Source organism: Cobetia sp. Ld8, from assembly GCF_045066615.1.
Lineage (GTDB): Bacteria > Pseudomonadota > Gammaproteobacteria > Pseudomonadales > Halomonadaceae > Cobetia > Cobetia amphilecti.
This window is the reverse complement of the sequence record NZ_JBISHF010000008.1, coordinates 53,397-69,370: the sequence shown is the minus strand read 5'-3', so window position 1 is coordinate 69,370 and position 15,974 is coordinate 53,397. Positions and strand designations below refer to the sequence as shown.

General features: G+C 62.8%; 15 protein-coding genes. 3 read left to right on the top strand and 12 right to left on the bottom strand.

Features of this window, described 5'->3' with window-relative positions; genetic code table 11:
- Nucleotides 1–19: 19 nt before the first annotated feature.
- The 3 genes from ACJJV2_RS11245 to ACJJV2_RS11235 all read right to left on the bottom strand — a co-directional run bounded on the left by ACJJV2_RS11245 (nt 20) and on the right by ACJJV2_RS11235 (nt 2,354).
- Complete coding sequence (locus tag ACJJV2_RS11245) at nt 20–226, bottom strand: cold-shock protein (RefSeq protein ID WP_043334489.1); 207 nt, start codon at nt 224–226, stop codon at nt 20–22.
- Between the two features lie 636 nt (nt 227–862).
- A complete protein-coding gene (locus tag ACJJV2_RS11240; protein WP_043334487.1) occupies nt 863–1,525 on the bottom strand; it encodes a 3-oxoacid CoA-transferase subunit B in 663 nt (220 codons plus the stop codon).
- Nucleotides 1,526–1,652: 127 nt separating this feature from the next.
- Complete coding sequence (locus ACJJV2_RS11235; protein WP_043334485.1) at nt 1,653–2,354, bottom strand: CoA transferase subunit A; 702 nt, start codon at nt 2,352–2,354, stop codon at nt 1,653–1,655.
- Nucleotides 2,355–2,727: 373 nt separating this feature from the next.
- Here ACJJV2_RS11235 and ACJJV2_RS11230 point away from each other — a divergent pair, with 373 nt between their 5' ends.
- The gene (locus ACJJV2_RS11230; RefSeq protein WP_107335169.1) at nt 2,728–3,624 is read left to right on the top strand and encodes a LysR family transcriptional regulator; all 897 of its coding nucleotides are present in this window, start codon (nt 2,728–2,730) and stop codon (nt 3,622–3,624) included.
- A gap of 108 nt (nt 3,625–3,732) precedes the next feature.
- On the opposite strand, the gene ACJJV2_RS11225 is transcribed toward ACJJV2_RS11230, so the two are convergent.
- The 5 genes from ACJJV2_RS11225 to ACJJV2_RS11205 form a co-directional block, all read right to left on the bottom strand.
- Complete coding sequence (locus ACJJV2_RS11225) at nt 3,733–4,542, bottom strand: alpha-ketoglutarate-dependent dioxygenase AlkB family protein (protein WP_405280882.1); 810 nt, start codon at nt 4,540–4,542, stop codon at nt 3,733–3,735.
- An 85-nt stretch (nt 4,543–4,627) separates the two neighbouring features.
- The gene (locus tag ACJJV2_RS11220) at nt 4,628–5,179 is read right to left on the bottom strand and encodes a phosphatase PAP2 family protein (RefSeq protein ID WP_405280879.1); all 552 of its coding nucleotides are present in this window, start codon (nt 5,177–5,179) and stop codon (nt 4,628–4,630) included.
- On the bottom strand, nt 5,151–6,308 hold the full coding sequence (locus ACJJV2_RS11215) for a glycosyltransferase family 1 protein (RefSeq protein WP_043335027.1): 1,158 nt from the start codon (nt 6,306–6,308) through the stop codon (nt 5,151–5,153). Before ACJJV2_RS11215 ends, ACJJV2_RS11220 begins: the two co-directional genes overlap by 29 nt.
- A gap of 236 nt (nt 6,309–6,544) precedes the next feature.
- The gene (locus tag ACJJV2_RS11210) at nt 6,545–7,498 is read right to left on the bottom strand and encodes a LysM peptidoglycan-binding domain-containing protein (RefSeq protein ID WP_405280877.1); all 954 of its coding nucleotides are present in this window, start codon (nt 7,496–7,498) and stop codon (nt 6,545–6,547) included.
- Nucleotides 7,488–8,390, bottom strand: coding sequence for an acyltransferase (locus ACJJV2_RS11205; protein WP_043335030.1), 903 nt, complete (start codon nt 8,388–8,390; stop codon nt 7,488–7,490). The genes ACJJV2_RS11210 and ACJJV2_RS11205 overlap by 11 nt, the downstream gene beginning before the upstream one ends.
- Nucleotides 8,391–8,661: 271 nt before the next feature.
- Here ACJJV2_RS11205 and nhaD point away from each other — a divergent pair, with 271 nt between their 5' ends.
- A complete protein-coding gene (nhaD, locus tag ACJJV2_RS11200; protein WP_405280872.1) occupies nt 8,662–9,951 on the top strand; it encodes a sodium:proton antiporter NhaD in 1,290 nt (429 codons plus the stop codon).
- A 461-nt stretch (nt 9,952–10,412) separates the two neighbouring features.
- Here the strand turns inward: nhaD and ACJJV2_RS11195 are convergent, their stop codons facing one another.
- Nucleotides 10,413–11,195, bottom strand: coding sequence for a DUF1338 family protein (locus ACJJV2_RS11195; RefSeq protein ID WP_043335032.1), 783 nt, complete (start codon nt 11,193–11,195; stop codon nt 10,413–10,415).
- Nucleotides 11,196–11,311: 116 nt separating this feature from the next.
- Between ACJJV2_RS11195 and ACJJV2_RS11190 the strand changes: the two genes are divergently transcribed.
- Entirely contained in the window at nt 11,312–12,211 is a 900-nt protein-coding gene (locus tag ACJJV2_RS11190; RefSeq protein ID WP_215824178.1) for a DMT family transporter, read from the top strand.
- A gap of 144 nt (nt 12,212–12,355) precedes the next feature.
- Here the strand turns inward: ACJJV2_RS11190 and ACJJV2_RS11185 are convergent, their stop codons facing one another.
- The 3 genes from ACJJV2_RS11185 to ACJJV2_RS11175 all read right to left on the bottom strand — a co-directional run bounded on the left by ACJJV2_RS11185 (nt 12,356) and on the right by ACJJV2_RS11175 (nt 15,824).
- On the bottom strand, nt 12,356–14,113 hold the full coding sequence (locus ACJJV2_RS11185) for a monovalent cation:proton antiporter-2 (CPA2) family protein (protein WP_405280868.1): 1,758 nt from the start codon (nt 14,111–14,113) through the stop codon (nt 12,356–12,358).
- Between the two features lie 214 nt (nt 14,114–14,327).
- A complete protein-coding gene (locus ACJJV2_RS11180) occupies nt 14,328–14,594 on the bottom strand; it encodes a GrxA family glutaredoxin (RefSeq protein WP_405280865.1) in 267 nt (88 codons plus the stop codon).
- 177 nt (nt 14,595–14,771) lie between these two features.
- Entirely contained in the window at nt 14,772–15,824 is a 1,053-nt protein-coding gene (locus tag ACJJV2_RS11175; protein ID WP_233593462.1) for a YeiH family protein, read from the bottom strand.
- Between the last annotated feature and the right edge of the window lie 150 nt (nt 15,825–15,974).

The following is a 15,974-nucleotide window of genomic DNA, read 5'->3' as shown; positions in this document are numbered from 1 at the left end:
TTCCAGCTAAAATCAAAGCTTAGTCGATCAGCTTGATGTTAGCGGCCTGGAGGCCTTTCTTGCCCTGGGTGACGTCGAAGGAGACCTTCTGACCGTCTTGCAGAGACTTGAAGCCTTCAGCCTGGATTTCGGAGAAGTGTGCGAACAGGTCGTCACCGTTGTCGTCCGGAGAAATGAAGCCGAAACCTTTGGTGTCGTTGAACCACTTGACTGTGCCAGTTGCCATGATCGTAATTCCTTACTGATGATATTGCCGGGAGTTACCCGATAAACGTGGGTAAAACAAGGAGGATATACACCAGGTACCGAAGTGCTTCGATCACGACTGACGATATTCGACTTGCTAACCAACGAGAGCAATACTGCGCTGCTCGGGCGGCAAGGTCAAATGAAATATCAAAAACTTATCCTTTTGCCTAATAATCGTGCGCAGAATTCGCCCGCAAAGCCATACCAATAGTGCTGAGAATTTCGCCACACCGAGGGCAGGGAGCCTGCTTGTTTTTTATCCCGTTATCTTGGTGTGAGCGATGACGCCTGTAGGAAAAAGATCATAGTGCGGCTTTGCTTGTATAAAGGTTTGAATGGCGCAAAGCCCCGTATGGCGGGCGATGGACACAAAAAAGCCGGCAGCGATGGCAGCGCTGCCGGCGGATGGCGTCGAAGCCATCAAGGCTCTCGGAGAGAGGATGTGATGCGCCCATCACATCATGAGAGATTTTCCTCAAAAGAGTCGGCAAAAATCCGTGGGATGCCGGGGCCGTGTTTTGCCACCCTCGAGCGCAATTGTTTCGTGAGTCAAAAGTGGCTCGAAGGTCAAAAGCGGCGCGAGGGTGGCCAGTGCCCGAGGGCAGAAGGTGCCTCAGGCGTCCAGCTGCATTTCCGGCACGTGTTCCGGGACGACCAGCTTGCCTGCGGTCAGACGCTCGATTTCCTCGACGCTCACGCCTGGCGCGCGCTCCAGCAGGTGGAAGGCACCATCCTTGATCTCGAGGAAGGCGAGGTCCGTCAGCACGCGACGGATGCAGCCGGCACCGGTCAGCGGCAGTTCGCACTGGCTGAGCAGCTTGGATTCGCCGTGCTTGGAGGCGTGGGTCATGGTGCAGATGATGTTCTCGGCACCGGCGACCAGGTCCATGGCGCCGCCCATGCCCTTGACCAGCTTGTTGGGGATCATCCAGCTGGCGATGTTGCCGTTCACATCCACCTCGAAGGCGCCGAGCACCGTGAGGTCGACGTGGCCGCCACGGATCATGGCGAAGGATTCGGCCGAATCGAAGATGGCGGCGCCATCGATGGCGGTCACGGTTTCCTTGCCAGCATTGATCATGTCGGCGTCGACTTCGTCTTCATAGGGGTAGCGGCCCATGCCGAGCAGGCCATTTTCGGACTGCAGCATCACCTCGATACCGTCGGGGATATAGTTGGCCACCAGTGTCGGGATGCCGATTCCCAGATTGACGTAGGAGCCGTCCTGGATTTCCTGAGCCACTCGCTGGGCCATCTGTTCGCGTGTCAAAGCCATGATTGTTTCCTTGTCTTGGGTGCCATCAGCCATGAGGCACTGTGCCGTGTCGTGAAGGCGGTCGAGAAAGTTCGCCGTGGGGCCTGTCGCCCTGATGGCGGCGATTCATGCCGGCGGAGCCCTGGGCTCAACGCGAGCGGACGGTGCGTTTCTCGATGCGCTTCTCGAAGTTGCCCTTGATGACGCGATCCACATAGATGCCGGGCGTGTGGATGTCGGCGGGGTCCAGTTCCCCCGGCTCGACCAGCTCTTCGACTTCGACCACGGTGATCTTGCCGGCGGTGGCGGCCAGCGGGTTGAAGTTGCGCGCGGTATGGCGGTAGACGACGTTGCCGTAGCGGTCCGCCTTCCAGGCCTTGACGATGGCGAAGTCGCCCTTGATGGACTCTTCCAGAATGTAGGGGCGGCCATCGAACTCGCGCACTTCCTTGCCTTCGCCGATCGGTGTGCCGTAACCGGTGGCGGTGAAGAATGCGGGGATACCGGCGCCAGCAGCACGCATCTTCTCGGCCAGCGTGCCCTGGGGGGTGAGGATCACTTCCAAATCGCCGTCGAGCAGCTGCTTCTCGAACAGTGCATTCTCGCCAACGTAGGAGGCGATCATGGTCTTGATCTGACGGTCTTCCAGCAGGATACCGAGCCCGAAGCCATCGACGCCGCAGTTGTTGGATACCACGGTGAGGTCCTTGGCGCCGAGGCGCTTGATCTCTGCAATCAGGTTCTCCGGGATACCACACAGGCCGAAGCCACCGGCGATTACCGTCATGCCATCTTCGAGGCCTGCCATGGCCTCCGCGTAGCTGGTCACCACCTTGTTGAATCCTGCCATGCGAATCTCCTTGAGTATCCAAGCTGTTGTTGTCGGGATGTCTTCATCATTGCCGACAATCCTGAGTCTGTATATATTTAATAAGTTTGTTTTTTCTATTCATTGATCAGTTTTTGATAAGAATTGATCTGCTGTTTATCGAGCCTGCTCGCGAGGAAAAAGCCCGCCAAACCCCATGCTGGCGGGGGCTGGCGCGGTAGCGGGTCGGAATGGCCTGAACTGTGCGGTCAGTCATGTGAGAGCTTCGTGGCTTTCATCTATGACCAATGGCCTAGATGCCCTGTGAGCGCCTGCCCTGCGAGCGCCAGACGACGAACTGCGCCACATCACCTCTTGTGACATCTCTTGAAACACCCCCGAGACAGGACACGACATGACTCTCAAACAGCTGAAGGCCTTTGTGGCCGTGGCGCGCACTTTGTCCTTCGCCGAGGCGGGCACGCTGGTACATCTCTCGCAGCCGGCCCTGTCGTTGGCGGTCAAGAATCTGGAGGAGTCGCTGGGCGGGCGCCTGTTTCAGCGCTCGACCCGACAGGTCAGTCTGACGCCGGAGGGGCGCGCCTTCTTCCCGCTGGCCAGGCGTCTTCTGTCGGACTGGGAGCATGCCGAGGATGAGATGCGCCAGCGCTTCAGTCTCGGGCGCGGCCGCGTGGCCCTGGCCGCGATGCCGACCTTTGCCGGTAATCTGCTGCCCGGGGTACTGGCCGATTTTCGCCGCCAATATCCGGAGATCACCATCGAAGTGAACGACGTCATCGCCGAAGAGGTGGTTGAGCGGGTCACCGATGGCCGCGTCGAGTTGGGGATCTGCTTCGACCCCGGCGTGCGTCAGGACCTGGTGTTCGAGCTGCTGTTCGAGGACCGCTATGTGGCGATCATTCCCCCCGGCCATGCCTTGCTGGCAGAGGCGCCGACCTCCATCGAGTGGTCACGACTGCTCAAGGAAGACTTCATCACGCTGCAGCGGCCCTCGGGGGTGCGTCGCATGCTCGAGAAGCGCCTCGAGGATGCGGGTATGGCGCTGCATGTCGCCTTCGAGACTCACCAGCTGGTCACCTGCGGTCGCATGGTGGCGGAAGGTCTGGGCGTCAGCGCGGTGCCGGCGATGAGCGCGGCGCAGATGAGTGCGCTGGGTTGTCAGTGTCTGCCGCTGACAGGCCCCGAGATTCAGCAGCGGGTCGGGGTGATCCGTCGCGGCCGCCATGAGCTGTCGGTGGCGGTACAGGCGATGCTGGAGACCCTGCGCGCGCGTTATCCGTCGGCGGAATGAATGTGGGGTGGCAAAGTGAAGCAGAGAGAAGAAACAAGAGAGAGGGCGATAGAGCAGGGAGAGAGCAAGTAAGAGGGCCACGAGAAGAGAGCAACAAGAAAGATGACCTCAGCGCGAGGGCGTCAGCAGCTGGCGATAGGTCAGGCTGATGCGCAGTCCCTCCAGCTTGCGCGGCGGCAGCGCATGATGGAGGCGGTCCTGACAGCCACGACCCATCACCAGCAGCGAGCCGTGCGGCAGCCACAGATTGAACGCCGGCGTGTCGGCATAGGGGCTGCGCGGATGGCCCTTGAAACGCAGGGGGCGTTCTCGTCCCAGCGAGATGGCGAGCACGATCGGGCGTGTGCCCAGTTCCGGCTCGTTGTCGCTGTGCCAGCCCATGCGGTCGGCACCATCGGCGTAGCGATTGGCCAGCAGGCTGTTGAAGTGCTCCGGGATCACGGGCTCGCTGCGTCCCAGGTCATCGCGTTGCGGGCTGAGCTCGTGATTGATGGCATGACGCGACAGCTCGCCCAGCTGCCAGGCGGTCATGTGCCAGGGGTTGGGTTCGAACAGACTGCCGGAGTAGCGATAGCGGGCGCCGACATCGCCCATCCACACCTGACGGCGTGGGATCGGGTGCGTCTTGCCATGCACGCTCAGGCTGGGGCGCTGCCAGTCGAGATCGCCCTCCAGCGTGACGAGGGCCTGATCGGCCTGCAGTGGCGTCAGGGCGCGCGGCTTGAGATAAAGCGGATGCAGAGGATGGCGGTACCAGCCGTGCGCGAGGGTGAGCCAGTCATCGGGCAGCTCGCGCGGGCGAGCTGCCAGGGCCGAGCCATCCGCCGCCGTCTGGCGCGCAGCTCCATCAGTCGCGGACGTCGAATCAGAGGTCGAGAGGGCGGCGAAGAGGTCGTCGCCAGCAGAAGGAGTCTTCATGCGGCGAGAGTGCCAGAGCCGTGTTAGGTTGGGCAAGTGGCTCTCGATTCGCGCCGACCCCGGGCTGGCGCATGCCTCGCGAGCGTCAGGTCGTCAGCAGCGCCTCGAAGGTCAGGATGGCCACCTCGGCAAGGCCCAGCCCCAGCAGCGCGCCGGCCAGCACATCACTGACGTAATGCAGGCCGAGGATCACCCGGGAAAGCGCGATCAGCAGCGCCAGCGGCGTGACGAAGATGGCAAGCTCCGGCAGCTGTTGAGCGGTCAGGCTGGCGAAGAGGGCAGCATGCAGGGTGTGACCGCTGGGGAAGCTGTAGCGGTCCAGCGGCGGCATGGTGCAATTGATGGTGTTGAAGGTGATGAACGGGCGCTCCCGACACAGCCGCGTCTTGAGCGCGCGGTAGAGCAGTGCCCCGGCGCCGGCCGCCAAACCGAATTCCAGAAACAGCCAGCCGCCCATGGCATGGTGCAGCGGCAGGCTCAGCGTCAGCAGCGCCCATACCGGCCAGTCGCCCAGCCGCGAGACGATACGAAACAGGGTGAGTATCGGCCGGAACAGCGCCAGGCGCGCGACCTGGCGGCACAGGCGCCACTCCAGAAGGTCCAGTCGCTCAAAGACGGGAAGGCTGCGATCGTGCATCGGGCTTCTCCTCGGCGTGACGCAGGCAGGTCAGAAAGCCCTCGGCGATGCGGCTCCAGCCCAATGGTTCGACGCGCACGCGGGCGGCACGTCCCAGTCTGGCGATGCGGGCCGGCCGCTGGCAGGCCTCCACCGCCTGTTCGATGAAGCGCTCCGGCTGGCTGCAGGGCGCCAGCAGGCCCTGATGATCATCGCGGATCACCTCGGCGGCCGCCGCGTAATCGAAGGCGATCACGGCCAGCCCGCTGGCCATGGCTTCCAGCACCACATTGCCGAAGGTCTCCGACAGTGACGGGAAGACGAACAGGTCGGCACTGGCGTAATGGGCGGCCAGCGCCTCACCGGTCTGGAAGCCGGCGAAGATCGCCTCGGGCAGGCGCTGTTCCAGGCGCTCGCGTAGCGGGCCGTCTCCGACCAGCACCAGGGCGAGGTCCGGTTGCACGGCCAGCATGGCCTCATAGGTGCGGATCAGCAGCTCGATGTTCTTCTCGGCGGCCAGGCGCCCGACGTGCAGCGCGACGGGTTGCTGTGAGCTGACGCCCCATGACTTGCGCAATGCTTCGCTGCGATGACTGGGCGAGAAGCGCTCGCAATCCAGGCCGCGTCCCACCACCTGCACATGCTCGAAGCCTTGCTGCATCAGGCTGTCTGCCTGGGTGCGGGTCGGTACCAGCGTCATGTTGGCGGCGTTGTGGAAGCGGCGCAGGCCGCGCCGTACCAGCGGGCGTAGCGCCTTGAGCCGGTAGTGGGTGCTGTATTGATCGAAATTGGTATGAAAGCCCGCGACCACCGGCAGGCCCAGACGGCGGGCGACCATCAGTGCGCTGATGCCCAGCGGGCCTTCGGTGGCGATATAGACGACGGAGGGGCGATGCTCGCGCCACATGCGCATCAGGCGCTGCGGTGCCGGCACGCCGACCTGCACGGTGTCATATCCGGGCAGGCGGAAGCCACGTACCTGAAGCTCCTGCTGGACACGCGGCTCCAGGCTGCCATCTCGGGTGGCGGGACGAATGAGTTGGAGCTCACAGCCGCGTGCGATGAGTTGATCGCACAGATGACTCAAGGTATGAGCCACGCCATTGATCTCCGGATGCCAGGTTTCACTGACGAAGGCAATGCGCTCCATGACGTCTCCCTAGATGACTATTGTGGTCATTATCGAGAGAGGGAGTGACGGCGGCATAACAAGCAGGTGACGAAGCGATGACACACCCTCAACCCCTCACAACTCAGAGGTATGAGGGTTGTCTCATGAATCGTCAAGCAAGGACGACAGTCACCGGCGTGGCACCGGCGCTGTCGTCATCTGGCGGGGATTGGTGGTGGCGCCATATCGGGCTGGCGCCGGGAAGCAACGCTGGTTCAGCGCTTCTCGAGAATCTCGCGCGGGTCGATCGGCTTGCCGCCGTGGCGCACGTCGAACAGCAATTCATGCTGACCGTTGTTGCCGCGTGCGACGCGACAAAGCGGCGTGCCCGGAGTGACCTGCTGGCCCACCTTGACCAGAATCTCGCCGCACTGGGCCAGCACGCTCTGCAGGTTGCCGGAGTGGTGCAGGATGACCACGTTGCCCAGTTGGCGCATGGAGTCGGCGAAGCGCACTTCGCCCCGCGCCGGTGCACTGGCGATGCCGCTGGCGGCGGTGCGAATCTGCATGGGCGCCAGCTGACCATTGCCGTTGGTGCCGAATTCACGCGTCACGCTGCCGGCGGCAGGCCAGCGCCATGACTGGCCCGGCTTCTGCAGCGGGCCAGGGTCCGGGCGGGCGACCAGGCTGCCACCGCTGGCGCGCGCGGCCGGGGCGCTGCGGCTCGGGCCACCGTTGAGCGGCACCGAGATCAGCATGCCGACATCGAGATCATTGGGGTCCTTGCCGGGGTTGGCGGCCTGAATGCGCTGCGGGCTGGCACCGAAATAGCGCCCGACCTTGGAGTAGGTGTCGCCGGGGCGCAGCTGATAGCGATACGGGCCGCCGGAGGGCGCTCGCTCACGCGCGGTGGGCACCAGGATGCGCTGACCGACCTTGAGGTCACGAATCTTGACGCCCGGATTGAAGCGCGTGAGGCGCAGCAGGGGAATATCGGCATCGCGCGCGATCTGCCCCAGGGTATCGCCCTTCTGGATGGTGACCCACTGGCCGGCCGGAGAGCCGGAGTAGCTGCCGGTCGCGCAGCCGCTCAGCCACAGACCGAGGCAGATCAGCGCCAGCCAGCGCAGCGCGACGCCAACACGCTGCAGAAGTGGACGGTTCACGTCAGGTCCGGCCTGCGCTCGTGCCATGAAGCCCGCGGCATTCAGGCCGTATTCAGTGTTCATCAATGTCATTCCCTGCACGTGACAGTCGGGCATCCTTGTCCTTCCAGACCTGATTGAGCCATTGCTGGAAGCGCTCGCGATAGGCGGCGTCCGCATGATAGTTGCCGTCCAGCATCCAGGGCTCCAACGGCCGCTGAGTGATGACGAGCGTGATGTCGCCCCCGTGACCGCACAGGAACTGCCAGAAACTGGCATCGGCATGCCGGTAATCGAGGGTGGCATCCAGAATACCGGAAAGTCGATCGCCAAGCGTGTTGATCACCTGGGCACTGCCGCCGGCACGCGGCTTGAGCAGATGCTGGAAAGGGCTCTGCTGCTGGTTGTGCTTGGCGGGCGTGAAGCGAGTGCCTTCCACGAAGTTGAAGATCGCCATCGGCGCCTGTCGCGAGCGCTCGCACATGCGTCGCGTCGCTTCGCGATCACGCTCGGCGAGCCGCGGATTGCTGGCCAGTTTCTGCTGGCTGTAACGGCGCATGAACGGGAACTCCAGTGCCCACCAGGCAAGGCCGATCACCGGCACCCAGATGAGCTCCTGCTTGAGGAAGAACTTGGGCATCGGCGTGCGACGGTGCAGGGCGTACTGGAGAACGAAGATGTCAGTCCAGCTGCGGTGATTGGCGATCACCAGCCACCAGCGACGTCGGGCAGACCCATCGCGCAGCGATGGCGGCACGTGGATGTCCCAGCGCGGACGCAGCACATGGCGAATCCACAGGTTGTTGGTGCCGATCCAGCCCATGGCGAGGCGGTTGAGCCCCTCCAGCATGTGCAACTGCAGGCGGCGCGATGGCGTGATCAGCTTGAGTGCGGCCAGCAGGTAAAGCGGCAGCGCCCAGCACAGGGTATTGATGATCAGAAAGACAAGGCTGATGACACCTCTGATACTCGACATGCATGACTCCTTCATCAGGTGGCGCCATCGTAATTCACCCAAGAGTGGATGCCCACCCCGCTTGCGTGGGGGATGGCAACCCTGCGTTGCACGAAGCGAACGCCCCTCAGGTCGAATGGCGGGGCGCACGCAGCTGTGATGAGATGCATCGCCGGTCGTGTGACGGGTCGGTGCAAGGGAAAGGCCGTGGCAGGGTTCACGCTGATGTCACGCCGGGCACCGTCAATCATCGCCGCCGCTGCGCGGCGATATCTCAGGGAGTGAGAGTGGCATGTGGTTGCAGGGACTGTTGATCGGGCTGGCGCTGGCCGCCTTCGTGTTGATTGCCATCGAGGATGTGATCCATCTCAACAAGGCCAAGACGACCTTGTTGCTGGGCACCTTCAGCTGGTTGCTGCTGTTCATCTTCGGCCCCGCGGCCCTGGCGGTGGATGATGTCCCCGAGGCCTTGAACGAGAACCTGCTCGAGATCGCCACCTTGTGGCTGTTTCTGATGGCGGCGATGACCTTCGTGGCCTTTCTCAATGCCAAGGGGCTGATCGCCAATCTGATCTACCGCCTGCTGCCGAAGCGCATCGGGGAGCGCGGCCTGCTGTATCTGACGGGACTCTTTGCCTTCGCCTTTTCATCGCTGGCCGACAACATCACCGCGACGCTGGTATCGCTGACCCTGGTGCTGTCGCTGGGCCTGGCGCCGAAGAAGACGCTGCGCTTTGCGGTGCTGGCGGTATTCGCCGTCAACTCCGGCGGGGTGGCGCTGATCACCGGGGATGTGACCACGCTGATGATCTTCCTGGCGGGCAAGGTGCGCATCAGCGAGCTGATGCTGCTGGCGCTGCCGTCCTTCCTCAGCGTGATGCTGCTGGCGACGCTACTGCTGCCCGGGCTGGGTGGCGAGGTGAATCTGGTGCGCGAGCCGCGCGCGACCCGGCGTCTTGATCGTCTGGTCGCCTGGCTGTTTCTGGCCACCATCCTGTCGACCCTCGGGCTCAATGTGCTGTTTGGCGTGCCGCCGCTGCTGACTTTCCTGTTCGGGATGTCGTTGATGTTCCTGCTCGGGCATGTCGCCGAACGGCGCAGCGACAGCGAAGAGCGCCGCATACTTGATTACATTCGTATTATCGAATTCGATACATTGCTATTCTTCCTCGGCATCCTGCTGATGGTCGGGGCGCTCAAGGAAGCTCGTCTGCTGGAAGGCCTGGCACAGCTCTATGCCCTGATGCCGGCGATGCAGGCCAATTATCTGGTCGGGCTGCTTTCGGCGCTGGTGGACAACGTGCCGCTGACCGCCGCAGTGCTCAAGGCGGATGTCAGCATGAACGATGCCGAATGGCTGGCGCTGACCTATGCCGCAGGCGTGGGTGGCTCGCTGCTGGTGATTGGCTCCGCCGCCGGGGTGATCGCGCTTTCCAAGGTGCGCGAGGTGAGCTTCATGAGTTATCTGCGCTTCTTCCCGGCGTTGTTGCTGGCCTACAGCGTGGGCTATCTGGGGGCATACTGGCTGGGCGGGCAGATCACGAATACGCCAGTGACATTGGCGCTGTCGTCTCTAGGCTGATTTGAGGGGTGCTGGGAGGTGTTCACTACGGCCACAGCCGCTGCCGCAGTCGCTGCCACAGTGGCCGTCTGATGCACTGTCAGATGCGTGGTCGGAAGGGGAATTGGCGCTGTTTTAGGCCGGCTGATCATTTTTTGATCAATCTGTCTGCGCTCGCCTGATCTCGATGGCGATACCTAGATGTACAGAGATTCTTCACAGCTTTTTCCACAGCTTCTGTTGATAACCTGTCTGCGACGTTAGGTTTAGAGGCTCAGACACAAGGCGCAGGCATGGCGGGGGAAAGCGGCGAGTCGTGCAGTGATGACATCATGGGGTGATGCCATGAAGAGTGATGGCAAGAGAGGGTGTGAAGGGTATGGCATGACAGGTCATGTCACCCTCTGAACACAAGAGCCCCCTACGCATGCGCAGGGGGCTGAATGCGACTCATCTCATTGCGCAGTGCTGCCAAGAAGCCGTTACGCGCTGAGCTGGCACAGCGTATGTTCCGGCAGCAGTTGTTCTGCGGGACGCTGCTTTCCTTCTTGCTGAGTCGTCACCGGTGCCGTCGCCAGCAGGGCGATGCCGCCCAGCACCACCATATGCTCGTCACCATCCGCGAACACCATGCGCTGGGCGTGGGCCGGGTAGTAGTGATACTGCAGCTTGGGATTGATGGGCAGTACCGCATGATGGCGCCCGGTCTGCGGTGCCATGCCGTAGGCCAGCATGCCCTCGCAGACCGCTTCCAGCGTTTCGCCAAGCTCTTCGGCATTGAAGCCGACATGGTGCAGGCGCGGCCCCATCACGGAGAGCCAGGCAGCCAGCGGGTTGGCCTCGAGCAGGCGCTCGAAGGTCGGCCAGTCCGGCATGTCCCACGGACGGCAGGGCGCGAGCAGGTTCTGTCCCTTGCAGTCATCACGATGACTCTGACTGATCAGGCGCTTGAGCAGGTCGCGGTGCATCGGCGGCAGGCTGTTGGCCTGCAGTTCCGCCAGCATGACGGCAGCGCCACCATCCGGGGGAAGCAGCAGATCGACCAGCAGGCCGCGGTCGGCCATGGCGTACTGTTTCACGCGGCGATAGCCCTGGTGATACAGGCTGGGTAACAGTTTCTCGCTTCTGAAAGGCCCCTGATTCAGCGTCAGGAACATCAGATATTCAGGGTTGATGCTGTCTGGCCAGATATCCAGCGCCCCGATGTCGGGATGGCGATGGACGAAGTCCAGCCATAGCTGCTGTTGGAATTCCTTGCGTTGCATGATGCCTCCTTGGACGGCCCCTATGACCTCAGTGCTGGAGCGATTATAGGTAGTCGTGCAAAGGGGTATTCAACGCCATTATCCGTTTTTTCGCGTTTCTTGATCGGAGAGTAAAAATGCCAGTGCTGGTGGCGTATTGCGTGGTTCTCATGGTGTGGTCGACGACACCGCTGGCCATCTCGTGGAGCGCCTCGGGCTGGCTGCCTGCCTGGTCGGCGATGGGCAGAATGTTAATTGCCGCATGCCTCGGTTACCCATTGTTACGCATGATGGGGCTGAAAATGGACCTTTCGCGTGGGGCACTGCGCAGCTACTCGGCAGCCGCTCTGGGTATCTGGGGTGGCATGTACTTCGCCTACCTCTCTGCGGCCTGGTTACCAAGCGGTATCATGTCGTTACTGTTTGGACTGGCACCTTTGCTATCAGGGCTTTATGCACGCTGGTGGTTGAAAAGTGCCCCACTTGACAAGTTGCAGTGGATGGGGTTTGCGTTGGCATTGAGTGGACTGGCCGTCGCGGTCTCGGATTCCCTGGCGTTGCCGCCGGGCAGCTGGAAGGGAGTCCTGACCATGCTGCTGGCCGTCAATTGCTTCGCTGCCTCGGGGGTACTGGTGCAGCGCGAGCGGGCTGGGCTGCATCCGCTGGTGCAGACGGAGGGCGCGCTGCTGGTCTCGCTGCCGCTCTACCTGGTGTGTGCGCTTATCGTCGATGGCGTGCCGCAGGCCCTGCCGGAGGGGCGTCCGATGGCGGCCATCCTCTATCTTGGCATCTTCGGCTCGCTGATCGGCTACCTGTGCTACTACTTCGTGCTGTCACGCCTGTCGGCCAGTACGGTGGCGCTGGCGACCTTGATCACCCCCATCTTCGCCATGAGCCTGGGCGCGGTGCTCAATGACGAGCTGATCTCCAGTCGTGTGCTCGCCGGGGCCTTGCTGATCGTGATAGGGCTGTGTGCCTATCTGTTCGGCCCGCAGTGGCGGGCACGCCTGACGTCCCACCGCCTGTCGCAGGGCTGAGCAGGCCTCGGGCCGCTCGCCTTTCGAGGAAGCGGGTCTGCACGCAAGGTGTTGCCGAGTGCCCCAACGACAAGGGCCGCCCCTGCCGGGGCGGCCCTTGTGTCTTTTCAGGCGCGACTGAGCGCTCTGGCGAGTCGTGCAACGTCAGTCCTGATTGTTCTGGAACAGACGCTTGAGCTCGACCATGGCGGCCTGCTCGCTGTTGACGAGCGCTTTCTGGTCGTGGCGGTGCTCGTAGTTCTGCTTGAGCATGTTGTCATCCATTTCCCGGAACGCACGCGCCACTTCCGCTGCGCGAGCACTGGGATAGCCCATCGCCACCAGCAATTCTCCGCCCATCTCCAGGCTGCTGGCATAGGTGTCACGAATCACGTGCTCCACGCCCAGTTCCATCAGCTCCCAGGCGTGGTGGCGGTTACGGGCACGCACGAACAGCTTCAGGTGCGGGAATTGATGGCGCACCATGCGCACGATGCCTGTCGAGGTCTCGGCATCATCGACCGCCACCAGCATGATCCTGGCCTGCTCGGCACCCGCCGCCCGCAGCAATTCGGCGCGGCTGGCATCGGCGTAGAAGATGCGCGACCCGAACTGACGCACGAATTCGACCTGGGTGATATTGGGGTCAAGGGCGGTGAAGTTGATGCCCTGGCTCTTGAGCATGCGCGCGCTGATCTGGCCGAAGCGGCCGAAGCCGGCGATCACCACCTGCGGCGTTTCCTCACCGAAGTCCTCGTCATAGGGGCGCTTGGCTTCGCTGGTGGCGCCGAGGTGGCGGGCATAGCGATAGAGGAAGGGCGTGGCAGCCATCGACAGAGTGACCGCACTGATTACCAGGCTGGTCAGGGTCTGATCGAAGATGCCGGCGGCCATGCCGGCGGTCAACAGCACGAAGTCGAACTCACCACCCTGTGACAGGACCGCCGCCAGCGGCAGGGCCTCGGCCATCTTGAGGCGTGCGACGCGTCCGACCAGCGTGATGACGATGACCTTGCCGAACATCAGCGCCAGCGTCAGCGCCAGGACGGTCAGCGGACGCTCCATCACCAGCGACACGTCGACCGACATGCCCACGGCCATGAAGAACAGCCCCAGCAGCAGCCCCTTGAAGGGCTCGATGTTGGCTTCCAGCTCGTGACGGTAGACGGTATCGGCCAGCAGCACCCCGGCCAGGAAGGCGCCCAGGGCCATGGACAGCCCCACCCATTCCATCAGCAGCGCCGTGCTGATCACCACGAACAAGGCCGCGGCGGTGAAGATCTCGTGGATCTCGCTGCGCGCGACCATCTTGAGCAGGCGCGGCACGACAAGGCGCCCGACGATGATGACCGCCGCGATCATGCCGATGCCCTTGGCGATGCCGATCCAGTTGGTGCCGGTGGAGGCATCGAAGTTGTCAGCGAACAGCGGCATCAGGGCCAGCAGCGGGATCACCGCCAGGTCCTGGAACAGCAGGATGGCGAAGGTCGACTGGCCGTGCGGCGTCGCCAGCTGCTGATTCTCGCTCAATACCTGCAGCGCAAAGGCGGTAGAGGACAGCGCCAGAATCAGGCCCAGCAACACGGCGGTGGGCAATTCCAGCCCCAGCCACAGGCCGACAGGGGTGAGCAGGGCGCCGCACAGCAGCATCTGGGCGCTGCCCAGGCCCGCAAGCTTGAGGCGCATGTTCCACAGACGCTTGGGTTCCAGTTCCAGTCCGATCATGAACAGCAGCATGACGACCCCGAATTCGGCGAAGTGCAGCACTTCGCCAGGCTCCGAGATGAAGCCGATCAACGACGGACCCAGCAGTACCCCGATGGCCAGATAGCCCAGGATGGAGCCGAGGCCCAGACGCTGGAAAAGTGGCACGGCAACCACCGCGCACCCCAGCAGCACGGCGCCTTCCATCAACATGTTCATGTGCGTGTCCTTGTGCATACACGGGCGGAGAAGGCAGCGATTGTCGCTGCCCCCTCCTTTTGTCGCAAGCGGCAAGGTGCGCAAGACGCGACCTTGCGCACAGCGTTGTGGTGCGAGTGAGTGTCGTGACCAAGGGTGGGAGGCGGTGACGCAGGCACAAAAAAGCCCCCGCCAATGGCGAGGGCTTCAGCAGTGATGCAGCTGATGGCGGCGATCAGGCCTGCGGCATCAGAGCTTCGTCCTGCACGTACTGGTTGAACTCGGTGAAGCCACCGATGTGGGTCTGATCGATGAAGATCTGCGGCACGGTCTCGACCGGCTTGCCGATGGTCTTTTCCATGTCGGCCTTGCTGATGCCTTCTGCATGGATGTCGATGTAGCGGAAGTCGAAATCATCGCGCTTGGCGGTGAGCTCTTCCGCGAGGTCCTTGGCGCGGACACAGAAAGGGCAACCCGGACGACCGAAAATGACTGCAAGCATGAGACTCTCCTAAGGTTCGTGACTCTCGTTCAGCCCGTACTGGGTGGGCCGAGAAAATGGCGCCGGCACTGCCGGTGAGTAATGGATGACCGCCATTGTGCTTGAGCCTGCCCGGGTTTGCCAATTGAGCCGTACTACCAAAGTCATTGTGGCAATCAATCACTGCCGTGCTGTGGACTAGCCCATCAGCAGCAGATTGGCGCCAAAGCCACCGACGATCAACAGCGTGAACAGGATCAGCGCGAGCAGGAAAGGCTTCATGCCCAGTGAGCGCAGACGATCGATGCGAGTCTCGACGCCCAGGCCCGCCATGGCCATGGTCAGTGCCACGCTGCCGAGAGTAGAGAGGCTTGAGTGCACTGCCGCCGGGATCGCGCCGGTGCTGTTGATGCCGGCCATGGCGATGAAGCCCAGCGCGAACCACGGAATCGTCATGCTGCCGCCGGTTTCGCGGTCATCACCTTCGGTGCGGGCACGCATGGCCCACAGTTTCGGCAACAGCAGCAGGAAGGGTACCAGCATCATCACGCGCATCAACTTGACGATCAGCGCATTGGCCAGGGCATCCGGGCCGACCGCTTCACCGGCGGCCACGACCTGAGCGACCTCGTGGATGGTGGAGCCGATATAGATGCCGAACAGGCCTTCATGCATGCCGCTCAGCGGGTAGAGCAGCGGGTAGACCAGCATCGCCAGCGAGCCGAACAGTACCACCGTGGCGACGGCCATGGCGGTGGCCGCCGGGCGTGCCTTGATCATCGATTCGGTCGCCAGTACCGCCGCAGCGCCACAGATGGCGGAACCGGCACTGGTCAGCAGTGCGGTGTCGCGGTCCAGTCCCAGCCAGCGCGTGCCGATGAAGTAGCCGCTGCTCAGCACCGCGGTGATCACCAGCACATCGAGGAAGACGACGCTCCAGCCCAGGCCGAGAATCTGCTGCAGGGTGATGGAGAGGCCGAACAGGATGATGCCGAGACGCAGCAGCTTCTTGGTCGCGATATGCAGCCCCGGGGAGAGCGCTGCGGCGTGCCGACTGGTGATCGGCAGGTTGCCGACCACGATACCGCACAGCAGGGCGAAGACCAGCGGGCTGATGCCGGTGGAGGCCAGCGCCGGAATGGAATGCAGTGCCAGTCCCACCAGGGTCAGGCCGCCACACAGGGCAAGGCCCGGCAACATGCGGCGCAAGCGCTCGGCAGTGGCGGGGGGAGTCAGGGTCTGTGCGTCCATGAGCATTCTCCTTGAGGAAGGTGGCCTATCCCGTGCGGAACGTGGCCTGTCTTGTTATGGGTCGTGCGCTGGCGTGTGGTGCACGGTGTCATCGGCAAGGGCGCTTGAGCCTGCGTCGCTTGCTTAGTGTCTCTGGTTTGATGATTAGTC